The organism is Pseudomonas sp. NyZ480 (assembly GCF_029537255.1).
Taxonomy (GTDB): domain Bacteria; phylum Pseudomonadota; class Gammaproteobacteria; order Pseudomonadales; family Pseudomonadaceae; genus Aquipseudomonas; species Aquipseudomonas taiwanensis.
In genome coordinates this window covers 4976720-4991523 of the sequence record NZ_CP120626.1, presented here as the reverse complement: position 1 = coordinate 4991523, position 14804 = coordinate 4976720, and the positions used below count along the sequence as shown (strand labels likewise).

General features: G+C 58.6%; 10 protein-coding genes and 1 tRNA gene. 4 read left to right on the top strand and 7 right to left on the bottom strand.

The window, feature by feature from the left end:
- Positions 1-154: 154 nt before the first annotated feature.
- Genes virB5 through P3R38_RS22945 form a run of 4 tightly spaced genes read left to right on the top strand, consistent with a single transcriptional unit; the run spans position 155 to position 2745 of the window.
- Positions 155-919 carry a P-type DNA transfer protein VirB5 gene (virB5, locus tag P3R38_RS22960; protein ID WP_277686634.1) on the top strand — a complete coding sequence of 255 codons (765 nt, stop codon included), beginning with the start codon at positions 155-157 and terminating at the stop codon, positions 917-919.
- Position 920: 1 nt separating this feature from the next.
- On the top strand, positions 921-1412 hold the full coding sequence (locus tag P3R38_RS22955) for a hypothetical protein (protein ID WP_186690172.1): 492 nt from the start codon (positions 921-923) through the stop codon (positions 1410-1412).
- Positions 1409-1663 (top strand): EexN family lipoprotein, encoded by a 255-nt coding sequence (locus P3R38_RS22950; protein WP_073655100.1) that lies wholly within the window; start codon positions 1409-1411, stop codon positions 1661-1663. The genes P3R38_RS22955 and P3R38_RS22950 overlap by 4 nt, the downstream gene beginning before the upstream one ends.
- Positions 1660-2745 (top strand): type IV secretion system protein, encoded by a 1086-nt coding sequence (locus P3R38_RS22945; protein WP_277686633.1) that lies wholly within the window; start codon positions 1660-1662, stop codon positions 2743-2745. Before P3R38_RS22950 ends, P3R38_RS22945 begins: the two co-directional genes overlap by 4 nt.
- A gap of 1004 nt (positions 2746-3749) precedes the next feature.
- Here P3R38_RS22945 and P3R38_RS22940 read toward each other — a convergent pair.
- From P3R38_RS22940 to dnaG, 7 genes are all read right to left on the bottom strand, one after another.
- On the bottom strand, positions 3750-4577 hold the full coding sequence (locus tag P3R38_RS22940; protein WP_277686632.1) for a hypothetical protein: 828 nt from the start codon (positions 4575-4577) through the stop codon (positions 3750-3752).
- Between the two features lie 475 nt (positions 4578-5052).
- Entirely contained in the window at positions 5053-5277 is a 225-nt protein-coding gene (locus P3R38_RS25140; protein ID WP_347176208.1) for a DNA-binding protein, read from the bottom strand.
- A 225-nt stretch (positions 5278-5502) separates the two neighbouring features.
- Positions 5503-6579: a site-specific integrase gene (locus P3R38_RS22935; protein WP_277686631.1), complete on the bottom strand. Its 1077-nt coding sequence runs from the start codon at positions 6577-6579 to the stop codon at positions 5503-5505.
- Positions 6580-6705: 126 nt separating this feature from the next.
- Positions 6706-6782: transfer RNA gene (locus P3R38_RS22930), tRNA-Ile, on the bottom strand.
- Positions 6783-6798: 16 nt separating this feature from the next.
- Entirely contained in the window at positions 6799-10542 is a 3744-nt protein-coding gene (locus tag P3R38_RS22925; protein WP_023382689.1) for a bifunctional diguanylate cyclase/phosphodiesterase, read from the bottom strand.
- Between the two features lie 119 nt (positions 10543-10661).
- Positions 10662-12512 carry an RNA polymerase sigma factor RpoD gene (gene rpoD / locus P3R38_RS22920; RefSeq protein ID WP_023382688.1) on the bottom strand — a complete coding sequence of 617 codons (1851 nt, stop codon included), beginning with the start codon at positions 12510-12512 and terminating at the stop codon, positions 10662-10664.
- A 67-nt stretch (positions 12513-12579) separates the two neighbouring features.
- Positions 12580-14562, bottom strand: coding sequence for a DNA primase (gene dnaG / locus P3R38_RS22915; protein WP_277686630.1), 1983 nt, complete (start codon positions 14560-14562; stop codon positions 12580-12582).
- Positions 14563-14804 lie beyond the last annotated feature (242 nt).

The window sequence follows — 14804 nt, the reverse complement described above, 5'->3', positions numbered from 1 at the left end:
ATGGGCGCGGCCCTTAAAAGACGGGGCCTACACCGGGTAAGACTGGCGCATAGTCACCCCAAGAACGGTTCAACCGTGCTGGGTGCGATTCCTAAACAGATCGACAGGCCGGACAGACGGCTCAGTGTTCACCATGTCTAATGGAGAGGTGACTATGGATCTGTTCAAGCGTTTCGCCTTCAAAGGCGTCCGACCATTTAGTTTCGCAACAACGTTCGCATTGATGCTGGGCTCGCAGCAGGGATACGCGCAAATCCCTGTAACCGTTACTACCCAAGTGACTGATTCCCCTATGACTGTCGCAGAGTTCGCAGCTAATACGACTCGCTGGGCCCAACAGGTTCAGCAAATGGCATTCCAGATTGATCAGATGAAGCAGCAGTACGGCGCGCTTACTGGGTCGCGTGGGCTTGGGCGAGTATTCGATGACCCACAGCTGCGAGAATATCTGCCGCAAGACTGGCAGGCTGTGTATGACGCAGTGAAGCGTGGCGGCTATTCAGGCCTGAATAGCCGTGCTGGTTCGATCTATACGGACAACAAGGTGTTCGATGCCTGCGAAAGTCTGGTTCAGGAGCAGCAGCGCGATGCTTGCCGAGCACAGGCGGTGAAGCCGTCACAGGATAAAGCGTTTGCTCTGGAGGCCTATGACCAGGCCGAAGCCCGACTGCGTCAGATTGACCAGCTCATGGGGCAGATCAATCAAACGCAAGATCCCAAAGGGATCGCAGAGCTGCAGGGTCGCATCGCTGCAGAGCAAGCGATGATCCAGAACGAGCAGACCAAATTGCAGATGTTCCAAATGGTCGCTGAGGCTGAGGGCAAGATTCAGGAGCAGCGGCAACGGGAACTGAATGCCCAGGTGCTCGACAAGAGAGGCTATAAGAATCGCGAATTGCTGAACCTGGGGGGCAACTGAAATGATCTCGTACGCTCATATCCTCCCCTTGGTCGTGTGCTTCTTCATCCTCACTTCCTTACGACGATTCTGGATTTGCATCGGCCGGTTCGGGGCTCTGAAAGAGGTGTCACGACGTGCACCTGAGTTGATCCAGAGCGATCTCCTGGCTGCGTCGGCCGCGATCATGCCTTTTGTACTGGCGCTTGCCGATTGGTTGCAGATAGTGCCGCCCCGAGCAACAGGTCCAATCTCCTCAACGCTCGCCGTTTTGATCTCGTTCGCATGTGCACTGGGTTCGTCTCTATTGATTTCGAGGTCCGAATCCCGCATCGCGGGTAGTTGGGCAGGGACAAGGGAAAGCGCGTTGAGAACGCTTGCAGCACTTCAGATTATCAACGCTGCTGAGCTGGCCTATTCGCTGAAATTTGCTGGGGAATTCCGCACGGAGGCGGAGCATGTGCTGCCTCGTGAAGTGAATGGGGCGGATCAGAATCGGGAGGGCCGGAAATGACAGCCTCTCGTTTCTCAATTGTCGTTTTGTTTCTGCTCACTGGCTGCGGGGCGGATGAACCGGTCCATTCTGTCGATTGGTACAAAGCCCACAGCTCGGAAAGGGATATCCGAATATCGGAGTGCGAGCGACATGCCGGGACTCTGGCCCTTACGCCGAACTGCGTTAATGCCAAGCAGGCCAGGAATGAGCAGCAGCTTGATCAGCGCGGCTATCGGAAGCGCGAAATGCTGAATTTGGAGGGGCAATGACCATGGAGTCCAATTTTTACGAATGGGTAGGTGGCTCAATCGACTCGGTGTTGAACGGCTACGTGCAACTCATGGCACATAGTGTCATTGATAACTCCTCGGGCTTGTTCGTTGCTAGCGGCGGCCTTTTCTTCATGATCCTGGGCCTTCTGTCCGTCGGTGGCTTCATCGAGCATCCTCTCCCGCATGTCTTCAAGCTCATGTTGAAATGGGTATTCACCGGCGCATTGGCACTCAATGCTGATACGTACCTTGGTTGGGTCGTGGAAGCGATTCGCGGCCTGGAGGTTGGCTTGGCAGATGCGTTCTCGCCAAATGGCAAAGGTGTGGCTGCCACATCGGTGTATCAGGTGATTGATAGAGCCATGACCGATGGATTTGATATCGCTTCCGATCTGATTGCTCGCGCCGGACGTCGTGGCATGACCGAGATAGGCATGATTCTTTATGACTGGCTTATTGCAGGAACGATGATCATCGCAACATTCCTGATTACGCTGCCCGCTGGAGCGATGATCATCACGGCCAAGGTGCTGTTGGCGTTTTTGCTGGGGTGCGGACCACTGTTCATCGCACTGCTGCTGTTTGGGCAGATGACCAGCAAGTGGTTCGATCAATGGTTCGCCCAGGTGATGACCTACATCATTCAATGCGCAGCGATCACCTCAGTGCTTACGCTGGGGATGAAGTTCTTTTCGACAATGCTGGCCGATGTGCAGCCCACTGCTGGAAACGGCCCAGCGACCGACATGCTGGAGATCCTCGCGTTGAGTGGGATCGTGCTCTATATGGTTTATCAGGCTTACTCATTGGGAGGTCAGCTTGCAGGTGGTCTGTCGTCCAGTGCGATCACATTGCGGCAGATGACTCAGGCTGCGTTAAACCCAGCCAAGGCGGTCTTCAACACCGTTAACCCGATGTCAACGCGCCGAGACCTGCAGTCGGGCATGATGACCACTGCAAGAGGTTTGAATCATGTGATCGCAGGGAACAGCGTTTGGAATCCCGCCTATCGGCAGCATGTCATGCAGAACCTGGGCAAGAACTGGGGTAGGGCGCGGGGAGGGAAGGTCGGCAGTTAGTGATTTATTGGTGCCATGGAGCATGCTGCGCGCCCTGACGGGCTTACCCAAAGGGGCTCTGCCCCTCTGGACTTCCCGCCCTCGCCGGTAGCAGGGGCCGCTGGGAAAGGCGCCCAGCAGCCCCCGCATCTAGGATTAGAGGTGCATAGCGTCAAGGGTTCGCTTCGCCGTCATCCTCGCCCGGTCCCGTTTCACGGGCTGCGGCCTCCGGTGCCGCCCTTGACCCTCGTTTATCTGCTCAGCGCTGAAATTGTCTTGTTTTAGTCACCGACACGAGGGGAAAGCCCGTGAACATTACGGAGAGCATCATCATCACGAATGCTGAGCGGGAGCGGCGTCGGAAGGCTGTCCAGTATGCTTGCGCGTCAATCGGGCTTGAGGGCTTTGTATTGAGCACTGAAGAAAAGCGACGCGCTCAAGCTTTTGTGGACGGGAAGCTCACGTTGAGCGAATTTGTTTCAGCCAGCATCCACGAATAGCTGGAAGCTGGGTCAAGGGCATCACCGCAAGCCGCAGCGGAGCGCAGCCCGGAGGGGGAGCACCGAACGGGTGAGGATGATGGGCGTAGCCGTACCCTTGATGCAGCTGTAAGCGACCAAGCCTAGCGACAGGGGAAGGAACAAGGCGAAGCCGCCGGACCTGCCCCTGCCGCCTGTCCGGCAAGGATAGGACGCGGGATGCAACCGAAGGGGTTGCCCAAGCGAAGCGCGGAGTGCTGGGTTTTGTGTTCGTTGGCTACCACACGGGATAGTTGCAATCCCTTGCCTTCTGATTCTTTTAAGACCTACTGGTTAAGGTCCGACACCTAAGAAACTGCTTACCGACACTTAACGGTAACTGCTCAGAGAGGCCTGACCACGTGCCTGTGGATAACTTCGAAATCGGGTGGGTTATGGGGATAGCCAGATGAGGGGAGGGGGGTGGCTTCGGCCGGCGAATGCTGTTTCCAGGCTGTTTATGGCCTCTTTGGCGCCTTGCGAGCGTGGGGAGGCCTGCCGTTAGGGCTAAGCGGTGAATCGTCCTGCTTTGGCTGTCTTGGCTGTGTAGCGTTGCCTGAGTATCTGGTCAGCTTCGGCGTTTACCTCTGCTGCTGTCTTACCTGGGTTCGCTCTCAAGATCGCTATCGCCAGTTCGGTGCGCGCTAGGGCATATGTTTGAGCGTCAGCATCCGCTGGTATCCGCTGGGGGATTTGTGGCGATCTGAAGGCCGCTGCAAGCCCCGTGGTGCTCTCGGCTACCGTTAGCTTATGGTGGTCACTTGCTGATGTCTTCAAACGCTTCGGGGCTTTGATACTCCCGATTACCAGCCTGTTGCGGGCCCAGCTGGTCATGGTGCCGCCTGCCTTCTTAATCTTCTTGGTCAGCCGGTCTTTGGCGCGCTCCGTTTCCCTCTCTAAGCGCTTACCAAGGCCAAAGGCAGTGAATAACATCTTGTTCACCGCCTTTACTGCCGCCAGGCCGCGATAAGTGCCGTCTTCATTCAGCTTTCTCGGCTGGCTGCAGGTGATAAGGTTCGCACGCTTCAAGTCGGCCATGGCGCGTTCTGCGCGGCGCATGTGGAGGCCTGTGTATTCGACTAGATAGTCTAGGGTCAGTGACATAAAACCTTGCTTCGTTGGCACGCCGCAGCGTAGCGACACAAGGTCTGTATAAGAAACGATGACTGCCAGCATCAGAAGACAAGCTTCGCGGCGTTCGCTGCGCTGCTGACGACCTCCGAGGCCGGGGTTTGCGTTGCGGAGTGAGGGCAGGACGGCGGGTTTGTCGTAGTAGCGTTTAACCCGCTCTTTGAGTTCGGTCAAAATGCCGGGCAGGGCTTTTCCAGGGCTCACAACGTCCTTCAGCAGCTCCAGGCGCGGGTGTTCCGGCGAGTGACCGCAGTAGTTACCACCGCGATTCACACGATGGGTGTGGGGCCTGCTGCGTCTTCCTGGTTGAGCTACGGAGATTGAACCCATAATCCCGCCATTCGGCGGTGAGTGATAAAAGCCACGTTCTTCGACTTGTGCGAAGCCGAAGCGATAGCCATAATCGGCTCACCTTCTCATGTAAATCGAATAGGTTTACGAACAGGTTTCTACCGTCGAAAGAGAAAACTTGTTCTGAAAGGTCCGAGGAGCCCGGTTGCCACACCGGGCTTTTTGGTATTTGCTATTTGGTCGCTGTAGTTTGAATTAACGGCATGTCTAATATCAGGAAGAGCTTCATACGGTTCGATTAGTGATAGTAATTTGGTGTAATTTCGGCCGCTGGGCCTAGTGTGTTCACTAACCGAGAGCTTTGCCCTGCCCCGGTCCAAAGCGTTGGTCATTCCAGATTCCCATCTAAGCCTAGGGCGTCGTTTACTTGAATTGTGCGGAAAAACACTCGGCGTCCAATACGGACTACCGTTGGCTTCAATTTTCGCGACAGATCGGAATCAGTGTACATGGCGACTCTAACCCCTTCTGGAGAGCGTCCCAGTATCGCAGCGATGTCTACGATGCTCATAAGCGGACCAAAGCGCCCAAGCAAATACTGTTCGGTCGTCATGTCAATCAACCATAGTTGCCAATAGTTAGGCGTATCTTTGGGGGCTTACAGGAAATCGTCAAATGGCTACGCCTTGGTTTTCGACCAAGGCGCATGAGTTTGGATTGTTGGGTTTACTTATCTGTATTTGCCAAATTATGTAACTTTGGTAGCGGGTGCATCTGAGATAGCCAATGATTACAGGGGGTGGATCGATATCTATCGCTGGAGCAAAATTGATAGAAATTATTTTTTATTTATTTTTCTGACTTTCAAGCTATCAAGCCTCACCACAAGATCTTCCGCACGAAGATGCGTATATCGCTTCAACATTTGCATTGATTTATGGCCGCTGATGCTAGAAACCTCTTGGTCTGAAAGCCCACCTTCCACCAATCGACTGACTGCTTCATGGCGAAGGTCATGGAAGCGGAAATCTGGCATGCCCAGCTTAGATTTGAGCAACCCCCAGATTTTCGTGAATGCATAGGGGCGTCGTTTTCCGTCTTTTCCGGGTTCGCCAAAGAAGATCAGATCACAATCGATGGGTCGCACAGGGTTTTGAAGCGCTGCTTGAAATGCGGCAGCAGCGAGCTTGCTCAGTGGGACTGTCCGGGCGCTATCGTTCTTCGTTGTCACAAGGCGCGCAACGCGCTTTTTGACATCGACCTGATGCCGACGTAGCCCTGTGATTTCGGATGATCGCATACCGGTCTCCAAAGCGATGCTGACGATCCACCCGAGCATAGGGTTGCTGTGCTTGTTTACAGCTGTCAGTAAGCGACGCTCCTCGTCTGCCGTGAGGCGACGATTTCGGCCCTCCCCTGGGCTCGGCTTCCGAATGTTTAGCACTGGGTTGAATGTGAGCCCAAGGCCCCATTCCTGAATGGCTACCGTGAACAGATGGCTGAGCAAAGCCAACTCCAGCCGAACGGTATTGTTGCTCACTGGTTTACCGCGGCTGGTCAACGAACCAAGTCGAGTATCGCGATAGTTCGCAATCACCTCCGACGACAGGGCTGCCAGCGAGTATTTCCCCAGGTGCTTGATCAACTGCTGAGCCTTGGTCGCCTCAGCCTTCTGCGTGGTGGGCTTTTTGGTAGGGCTGACTTCACGCAGATATCGCTGCAGCGCATTTTCGAGTGTCAGTCGCTCGGACCCACTGCGCTGGATATAGACACCCCGCACCATTTCATCTTCGGTGCGTCGTGACCAATCTTCGGCGTCGCGTTTGGTGCGGAAGGTTTTGGCGTTGGTCGGCCATCCGGTCTTGCGGATGACGGCCTTCCAGGTGCCGGCAGGGGTTTTGACGATTGTGGCCATCTGAAGGACTCCAAAGGCGTGCAAGCGAAGCCGCACTGTACCTAATTTGTACCTTCGGACCATAGGACTGATCCGGCTGCCACAAACCCAAAAAGCCGAAAGCCGCGTAGTACGCGGCTTCAAGGTTGGTGGGCCCACACGGACTCGAACCGTGGACCAAAGGATTATGAGTCCTCTGCTCTAACCGACTGAGCTATAGGCCCTCAGAAGGTGGGCGGATTATAACGAGGGTTTTGAAAGCGTGCCATCCGAAAGATCGGACAGTGCTATGCGAAGAAACGTAGCAGCGAACTCTTCCGGGGACAGCGGCAGGCTGACGATGTAGCCCTGGATCTGTTCGCAGCCTTCGCTGGCCAGGAAACGTTGCTGAGCCTGGCTTTCCACACCCTCGGCAATGATGGTCAGTTGCATGCTGCGGCCCAGGGCAATGATGGCGCGGGCGATGGCCGCGTCGTGCGGGTCGTCGGGCAGGCCGCGGATGAATGACTTGTCGATCTTGAGGATGTCCAGCGGCAGGCGCTTGAGGTAACTGAGCGAGGAGTAGCCGGTGCCGAAGTCATCGATGGCCAACTGTACGCCCAGTTGCTTGAGCTGATGCAGCACGGCCAGGGCTTCTTCAGCCTGGCTCATGATGAAGTTCTCGGTAATCTCCAGTTGCAGGTCGCCGGCCTTGAGCTGGTAGGTCTTGAGCAGGCTTTCGATGCGTTTGGCCAGGCCGGGGTGGCGGAGCTGGGCGCCAGCCAGGTTGATCGACAGTGGGCCGAAGGCGCTGTAGCGCTTCTTCCACGCATGCATCTGCCGGCAGGCTTGCTCCAGCACCCAGTCGCCCAGTTGCAGGATGGTGCCGTTTTCTTCGGCCAGGTGGATGAAGTGCTCCGGCGGAACTTCACCGAAGGTGGGGTGGCTCCAGCGCAGCAAGGCTTCGGCGCCTACCAGGCTCTGGGTCTTTAAGCTGAACTTGGGCTGGAAGCTCAGGCTCATTTCGTTGCGTTCGATGGCGCGCCGCAGTTCGTGCTCCAGGGCGATGCGCTCGCTGGCCTGGATGGTCAGGTCGCGGGTGTAGGCCTCGACGCGGTTGCGGCCTTTGGCCTTGGAACGGTACATGGCCGCGTCGGCATTGCGGATCAACGTGGCGACGTCGGTGCCGTCCTGCGGATACAGGCTGATGCCGATGCTGGCACTGGTGAAGAACTCATGTTCGCCTGCCTGGAACGGCGCGCTAAAGCAGGCCAGCAGTTTGTTGGCGATGGCGCTGGCGTCGCTGGGTTTGTGCAAGCCTGGCAGGAGAATGATGAACTCATCGCCGCCCAGCCGCGCTACGGTGTCGACATCGCGAACTTGCTCCTTCAGGCGTTGTGCGATGCCCTTGAGCAGTAAGTCGCCGACTGGGTGGCCAAGGCTGTCGTTGATGTGTTTGAAGCGGTCGAGGTCGAGGAACAGCACCGCACCCTGCCGGTTGGAGACTTGCGCGCAGCTCAACACGGCTTGCAGGCGGTTCTCGAACAGGGCGCGGTTGGGCAGGCCGGTGAGTGGGTCGTGGTGCGCCTGGTAATCAAGCTTGGCCTGGGCGTGCTTGAGGCTGGAAATATCGGCGAACACCGCGACAAAGTGAGTGATCTCGCCATCGCTGTTGCGCACGCTGCTGATAGTCAGCCAGCCTGGGTACAGCTCGCCGTTCTTACGCTTGTTGTAGATCTCGCCTTGCCAATGTCCCTCTGCGGTCAGCTGGTGCCACATGGCTGCGTAGAAGGCGCTGTCGTGCTGGCCTGAAGCGAGCAGGCGTGGGGTCTGGCCGAGGGCTTCGACTTCGCTGTAGCCGGTAATCTCGCTGAACGCGCGGTTGACCGCGCTGATGTGCTGGTCGGTGTCGGTGATCAGCACGCCCTCTGCGGTGTTCTCGAACACGGTTGCGGCCAGTTGCAGCTTTTCCTGCATCAGGTGGCGTTCGGTGATGTCACGGGCAATGGTCAGCATGCAATCGACGCCAGCGATCGGCAGCGGACGCGCAGAGAGCTCGCACAGGCGAATCTGCCCATCGCTTCGGCGGATCAGGCAGCTGAAGTCGCGGACGAAACCATCGCGGTTGAGCAGCTCGATCAAGCGCTTGCGCTCGTTGAGGTCGACCCAGATGCCTAAGTCCAGGGAGGTCTGATCGATGCTGGGGGTAAAGTCATAGCCGGTCAGGCGGCAGAAGCCCTCGTTGACCTCGATCAGCAGGCCATCGCTCTGGCGCGACAGCAGCAGGCCGTCAGGCGATGCGTGGAACGCTTTGGCGAACTTTTCTTCCGAGGTTTGCAGTTGTTGCTGGGTTTCCTTGAGTTGGCTGATGTCGCGCACGGCCACGACCAATGCCTGGGTGCCGTCAAGGTCGAAGGTTTCGGCCGATGTCAGGCCTGTGAACAGCTGGCCATTGCTTCGCCTGAAGCTCATTTCAAGGTTGCGGATGCCGCCTCGATGCAGGCGCTCGAGCAGCAAAGGGCCGGTTCCGTCGACGCCCCACAGGTTCAATTCGGTGGCGGTGCGGCCGATCACCTGGCCGGGTGGCAGGCCTATCTGTTCCTCGAAGGCTTCGTTGACTTCCAACAGGCAGCCGTCACTGTGGCGGGCGATGAGCAGGATGTCGGGGCACTGCTGGAAGACCGAGGCGAACTTCTGCTCGGACAGGCGCAGGGCATCTTCGGTGCGCTTGGTTTCGCTGATGTCGATCATCAGCCCACGCATCAGTGGCCGGTGGCCGTGCTCGATCATACTGACGATGTTGCGAATCCATACCGGTTGCCCGTCGGCTCGCATCACCCGGTAGTCCAGGCTGTGGTCGCGGCCCGCGGCAGTTTCGCTTTCGCTGAAGGCCTGGGCCCACAGTGCGTCTTCAGGATGCAGGATGCTGCGCCAGAACCCGGGTTTGAGCCAGTCGTGCAGAGGGTAGCCGAGCAGGTTCTCGGCATGGGGTGAAACGTAGCTGTAGGTGAAATCGTTCGCGTCGGCTTCCCAGGCAATCGCCGACAGGCTCTCGACCAGCCCGCGATAGTGGTACTCACTGCTGCGCAGCTCCTGCTCCAGTGCAATGCGACGGGAGATCTCCGAACTGAGCCGGCGATTTACACGAATCATCGCAGCGAGTATGGCCACCAGGATCAGCACACCTGGCAGGCCATAGAGCAGCATGTCGTGCCAGAAGGTACGCTGGTCGACCACATTGCCAACCCAGCGCTGCTGGATTTGACTGACCTCGCCGCTGGACATGTCGGCCATGACCTTGTCGAGAATGCCCACCAGGATCTTCTTGTCCTTGGGGGCTGCCATTGCCAGCTGGTAGCGATAGGGGGTTTCGCCGCTGACGTACAGGCCGTCGAGCTTCAGCTGGCGCAAGCTCCAGATGCTTGAGGCCAGGTCGCCGACCACTGCGTCCACTTCGTCGGTGGCCAGGGCCTGCAATGTCGAGCTGACATTGGGCATGGCCACCAGGTTGAGGTCTGGGTGGTGGGTGCGCAGCAGCTCGTGGGGCGCGTAGTTTTCCACCACGGCAATCTTCAGGCCGTACAGGTCCTTTAGGGTGCGAGGTTGCGGCCCGCCTTCATGGGCAAGAATGACGATGGGGAAATCCAGGTAGGGGCGGGTGAAAGCCAGGTAGTCCTGACGCTCAGGCGTCGACATGATGCCGGGTAGCAGGTCGATGCGACTGGTACGCGCTTGCTCCAGTACTTCGGTCCAACTGCTGGGCTCGATGGGCTTGAGCGCCACTGCGAGGCGCTCCTGAATCATGGCGATGTAATCGGCGGCCAATCCCTGGTATCTGCCCTCCTGGTCGCGGAACTCGAAAGGTGGCCAGGAAGCATCGACACCCAGCCTCAGCTGCGGGTGGGCAGCAAGCCAGGTCTTTTCCTCGTCAGTCAGGGTCAGGGCGCCGGCCGTTGTGTTCCAAAGGATAAGGAGCAGCAACAGAATGGCCGGCATAAGGGGCATAGCGGCCTCGCATTCAGGTGATCTGAAGTCGAGTGTAGACGGGCATTTCGTCTGGGGTAGCTGTGTACCACAACCTTTTTTTGCACAAGAAAAACCCCGGCCTGGGCCGGGGTTCGTCATCACTCGTCGAGGAAGGAGCGCAAGTGCTCGCTGCGGGTCGGGTGGCGCAGTTTGCGCAACGCCTTCGCTTCGATCTGACGGATCCGCTCGCGGGTCACGTCGAACTGCTTGCCCACCTCTTCGAGGGTGTGGTCGGTGTTCATGTCGATGCCGAAACGCATGCGCAGCACCTTGGCTTCGCGTGCGGTCAGGCCCGAGAGTACGTCGCGGGTCGCTTCCTTGAGGCTTTCGACCGTGGCCACGTCAATCGGGGACTGCATGGTCGAGTCCTCGATGAAGTCGCCCAGATGCGAGTCTTCGTCGTCACCGATCGGGGTTTCCATGGAGATCGGCTCTTTGGCGATCTTCAATACCTTGCGGATCTTGTCCTCAGGCATTTCCATGCGCTCGCCAAGCTCTTCCGGAGTCGGTTCGCGGCCCATTTCCTGCAGCATCTGCCGGGAAATACGGTTGAGCTTGTTGATCGTCTCGATCATGTGCACCGGAATACGGATGGTGCGCGCCTGGTCGGCGATCGAGCGGGTGATCGCCTGGCGGATCCACCAGGTGGCGTAGGTCGAGAACTTGTAACCACGACGGTATTCGAACTTGTCCACCGCCTTCATCAAGCCGATGTTGCCTTCCTGGATCAGGTCGAGGAATTGCAGGCCACGGTTGGTGTATTTCTTGGCGATGGAGATCACCAGACGCAGGTTCGCCTCGACCATTTCTTTCTTGGCGCGACGGGCCTTGGCCTCGCCGATGGACATGCGACGGTTGATTTCCTTGATTTCGGCGACGGTCAGGCCGGTCTCGTTCTCGAGGTCGATCAGCTTTTGCTGGCAGGCGACGATGGCGGCGTCCTTTTCACCCAGGGCGGCAGCCCATTTGGTGTTGCGCTTGGCCAGATCACCGGACCAGGTCTGGTCGGTTTCGTTGCTCGGGAACAGGCGCAGGAAGTCGGCACGCGGCATGCGCGCATCACGTACGCACAGCTGCATGATGGCGCGCTCTTGCTGACGCAGGCGGTTCAGCGAATCGCGTACACGCTCGACCAATGCGTCAAACTGCTTGGGCACCAGCTTGATCGGCATGAACAGATCGGCCAGGGCCTGCATCGCAGCGATGCTGTCGGCATGATCACGACCATGCTTCTTCAGCACCTTGAGGGTGATGGCGAGCTGGTCGGCGACGGCGCCGAAACGCTGGCGAGCGACTTCCGGATCCGGACCGCTTTCCTGCTCTTCGTCGTCACCGCTGTCGTCGCTTTCTTCGTCCTCGTCTTCGGACTCTTCTTTCGCGGCAGCGGTCTTGGCGCCAGGAATCGGCACTTCTTCGGTCGGTGCGGCGATGTTGTCGTCAGGGTCGATGTAACCGCTGAGAACATCCGACAGACGGCCACCTTCGCTGGTGACGCGGTCATATTCGCCGAGAATGTAGTCGACAGTGCCCGGGAAGTGGGCGATAGCACCCATGACTTCACGGATGCCTTCCTCGATACGCTTGGCGATTTCGATCTCGCCTTCGCGAGTCAGCAGCTCGACGGTACCCATTTCGCGCATGTACATGCGCACCGGGTCGGTCGTGCGGCCGATATCGGTTTCAACGGCCGCCAACGCAGCGGCGGCTTCTTCGGCCGCGGCTTCGTCGGTGTCGGCTTCCGCCAACAGAAGGGCATCCGCATCCGGAGCACTCTCGAATACGTTGATCCCCATGTCGTTGATCATGCGGATGATGTCTTCCACCTGTTCCGGATCTGAAATATCCTCAGGCAGGTGGTCGTTGACCTCCGCGTAAGTCAGGTAGCCCTGCTCACGACCGCGGGTGATCAACTCTTTGATACGAGACTGCTGTTGCGCTTTTCCGGACATAACACCCTATCCACTGAAGGTCTTGGCGGGCAAAAAACAAGCCGAGGATTATACCCGAGCATGGGCCTCACGCGCCAGATGAGGTCGGCGTTTGTGCGGGAACATTCCGGCTCAGCAGGGCGAGGAGCTGAGATTTTTCCTCGCTGGTCAATTCGCTTTGACGTGATTTCCTGAGCAGTTGTTCCAGGCTGCGCTCGCGTTGGCGGGCGGACAAGCTAGTTATAGTGTCGAAAAACTGTTGTTCAAGGTTGTCGGCTACGATAAGCCATTCCTTTTCTGCCAAGGCCCGCAGCAGGCGGCCTTGTTCGGTGCCGTGCCAGCGTGCGATCAACTGCATTGAGCTTAGCCCAGGATTTTTCTGTGCGGCTTCGATCAATGCGACCAGCAGCTGGCTGTAAAGATGCTCTTCGTCGGCGAAATGACTGGCGTCCTCGACCTTTCCGGCCAACAGCGGGTGGTGCAGCAGGGTGCGCAGGGCCGCCAGGGTAGGCGGTTCCACCGGCGCCGGCACCCGGGGCGGGGCTTCGTCACGCTGCTGCCATGGCTTGCCGCCCTTGCGGTTCTTGTCCCAGGGCTTGTCGCTCCACGGCTTCTTACCGCCCCCCTTGTTGGACTTCCACTCGTGCGCCTGATGGGCAGGGGCGTAGTCGTGCTGCGCCAGGTCGCCGTAGTCGGGGGTGAAGCTGGCCATGGCGTCGTAGTCGTAGCCAGGGTCGTAGTCCGGCACACTGTTCGGCGCCGGGGCATGCTGAGCCAGTTGCTCGACCTGCTGCGGATCGAGGCCGGTGATTTCCTTCAGGCGATTGCGCATCAGCTGACGCAGGTTGGCACCCGGAATCTTTTCGATCAACGGTGCGGCCAGGGTGGCCATATGGGCCTTGCCTTCCAGTGAGCGCGGGTCGGCCTCGTTGCTCAGTTGCTCGAAGAAGTAATCTGCCAGCGGCTGGGCGTGCTGGTTGATGCGTGCCATGAAGGCATCGGTGCCTTCGGCGCGGACCAGGCTGTCCGGATCTTCGCCTTCGGGCAGGAACAGAAAGCGTGCCCGACGGCCATCCTGCAGGGCCGACAGGGTCGACTCCAGGGCGCGCCAGGCGGCCTTGCGCCCAGCTTGGTCGCCGTCGAAGCAGAACAATACGCTTGGCACCACGCGGAACAGGCGCTTGAGATGTTCCTCACTGGTGGCGGTGCCAAGCGTCGCCACGGCATTGCGCAGGCCTTGTTGGGCCAGGGCGATGACGTCCATGTAACCTTCGACGACGATGATCTCGTCGAGGTTGCGGTTGTGCTTGCGTGCCTCGTACAGCCCGTACAACTCCTGGCCCTTGTGGAAGACAGGGGTTTCCGGGGAGTTGAGGTACTTGGGCTTGTCGTCGCCCAGCACCCGACCGCCGAAGGCGATGATTCGGCCACGGCTGTCGCGGATCGGGAACATCACCCGGTCGCGGAAGCGGTCGTAACGCTTGCCGCTTTCGGCGTTCTCGATCAGCAGGCCGGCGTCGATCATCACCTTCTGTTGCAGGCTGTCGGCACCCAGGTGCTTGAGCAGGTTGTCCCAGCCGGGTGGGGCGAAGCCCAGGCCAAAGTCGCGGGCTATTTCGCCAGACAGGCCTCGGCCTTTGAGGTAATCCACCGCGGCCTTGCGGGTCGGGTGGCTGCGCAGGGCCTGGCGATAGAAGCCGGCGGCCGCCTCCAGCAGCGGATACAGCGGTGAGTCGGTCGGCTGGCGGTTTTTTTGCGAGCGCCGGCCTTCCTCGCGGGGTACTTCCATGCCGGCGGCGCGGGCCAGTTCCTCCACGGCCTGGGGAAAATCCAGGTTGTCGTGGTCCATGACGAAGCCCAGGGCGTTGCCGCCGGCCCCGCAGCCGAAGCAGTAGTAGAACTGCTTGTCGGGGCTTACCGTGAAGGACGGCGTTTTTTCCTTGTGGAACGGGCAGCAGGCGGAGTAATTCTTGCCGGTCTTTTTCAGCTGGACGCGCGAACTCACCACGTCGACGATGTCGAGGCGGTTGATAAGGTCGTCAATGAAACTCTGGGGAATCAGCCCGGCCATGGCAGTCTCGTCATCTGGCAATTGGCAAGTCTAATCGCTAACGCGCCACATCGGAGTGGTTGCTGCTTGGGGAAATGCGAGGGAATGTGTGCTCGTCGCCAGCCGGTGAGGGCTCGTCAGTCAGGACGTGCACGACTGGTCGTAGACCAGCTCTGACGTGTTAAGGCAGGTTGCCGCTATGCAAGGACACTGCATTTGGGCGCCTCAAGCGAGAGCTCAAGGGGTAAAGCAACTGCTGCCAT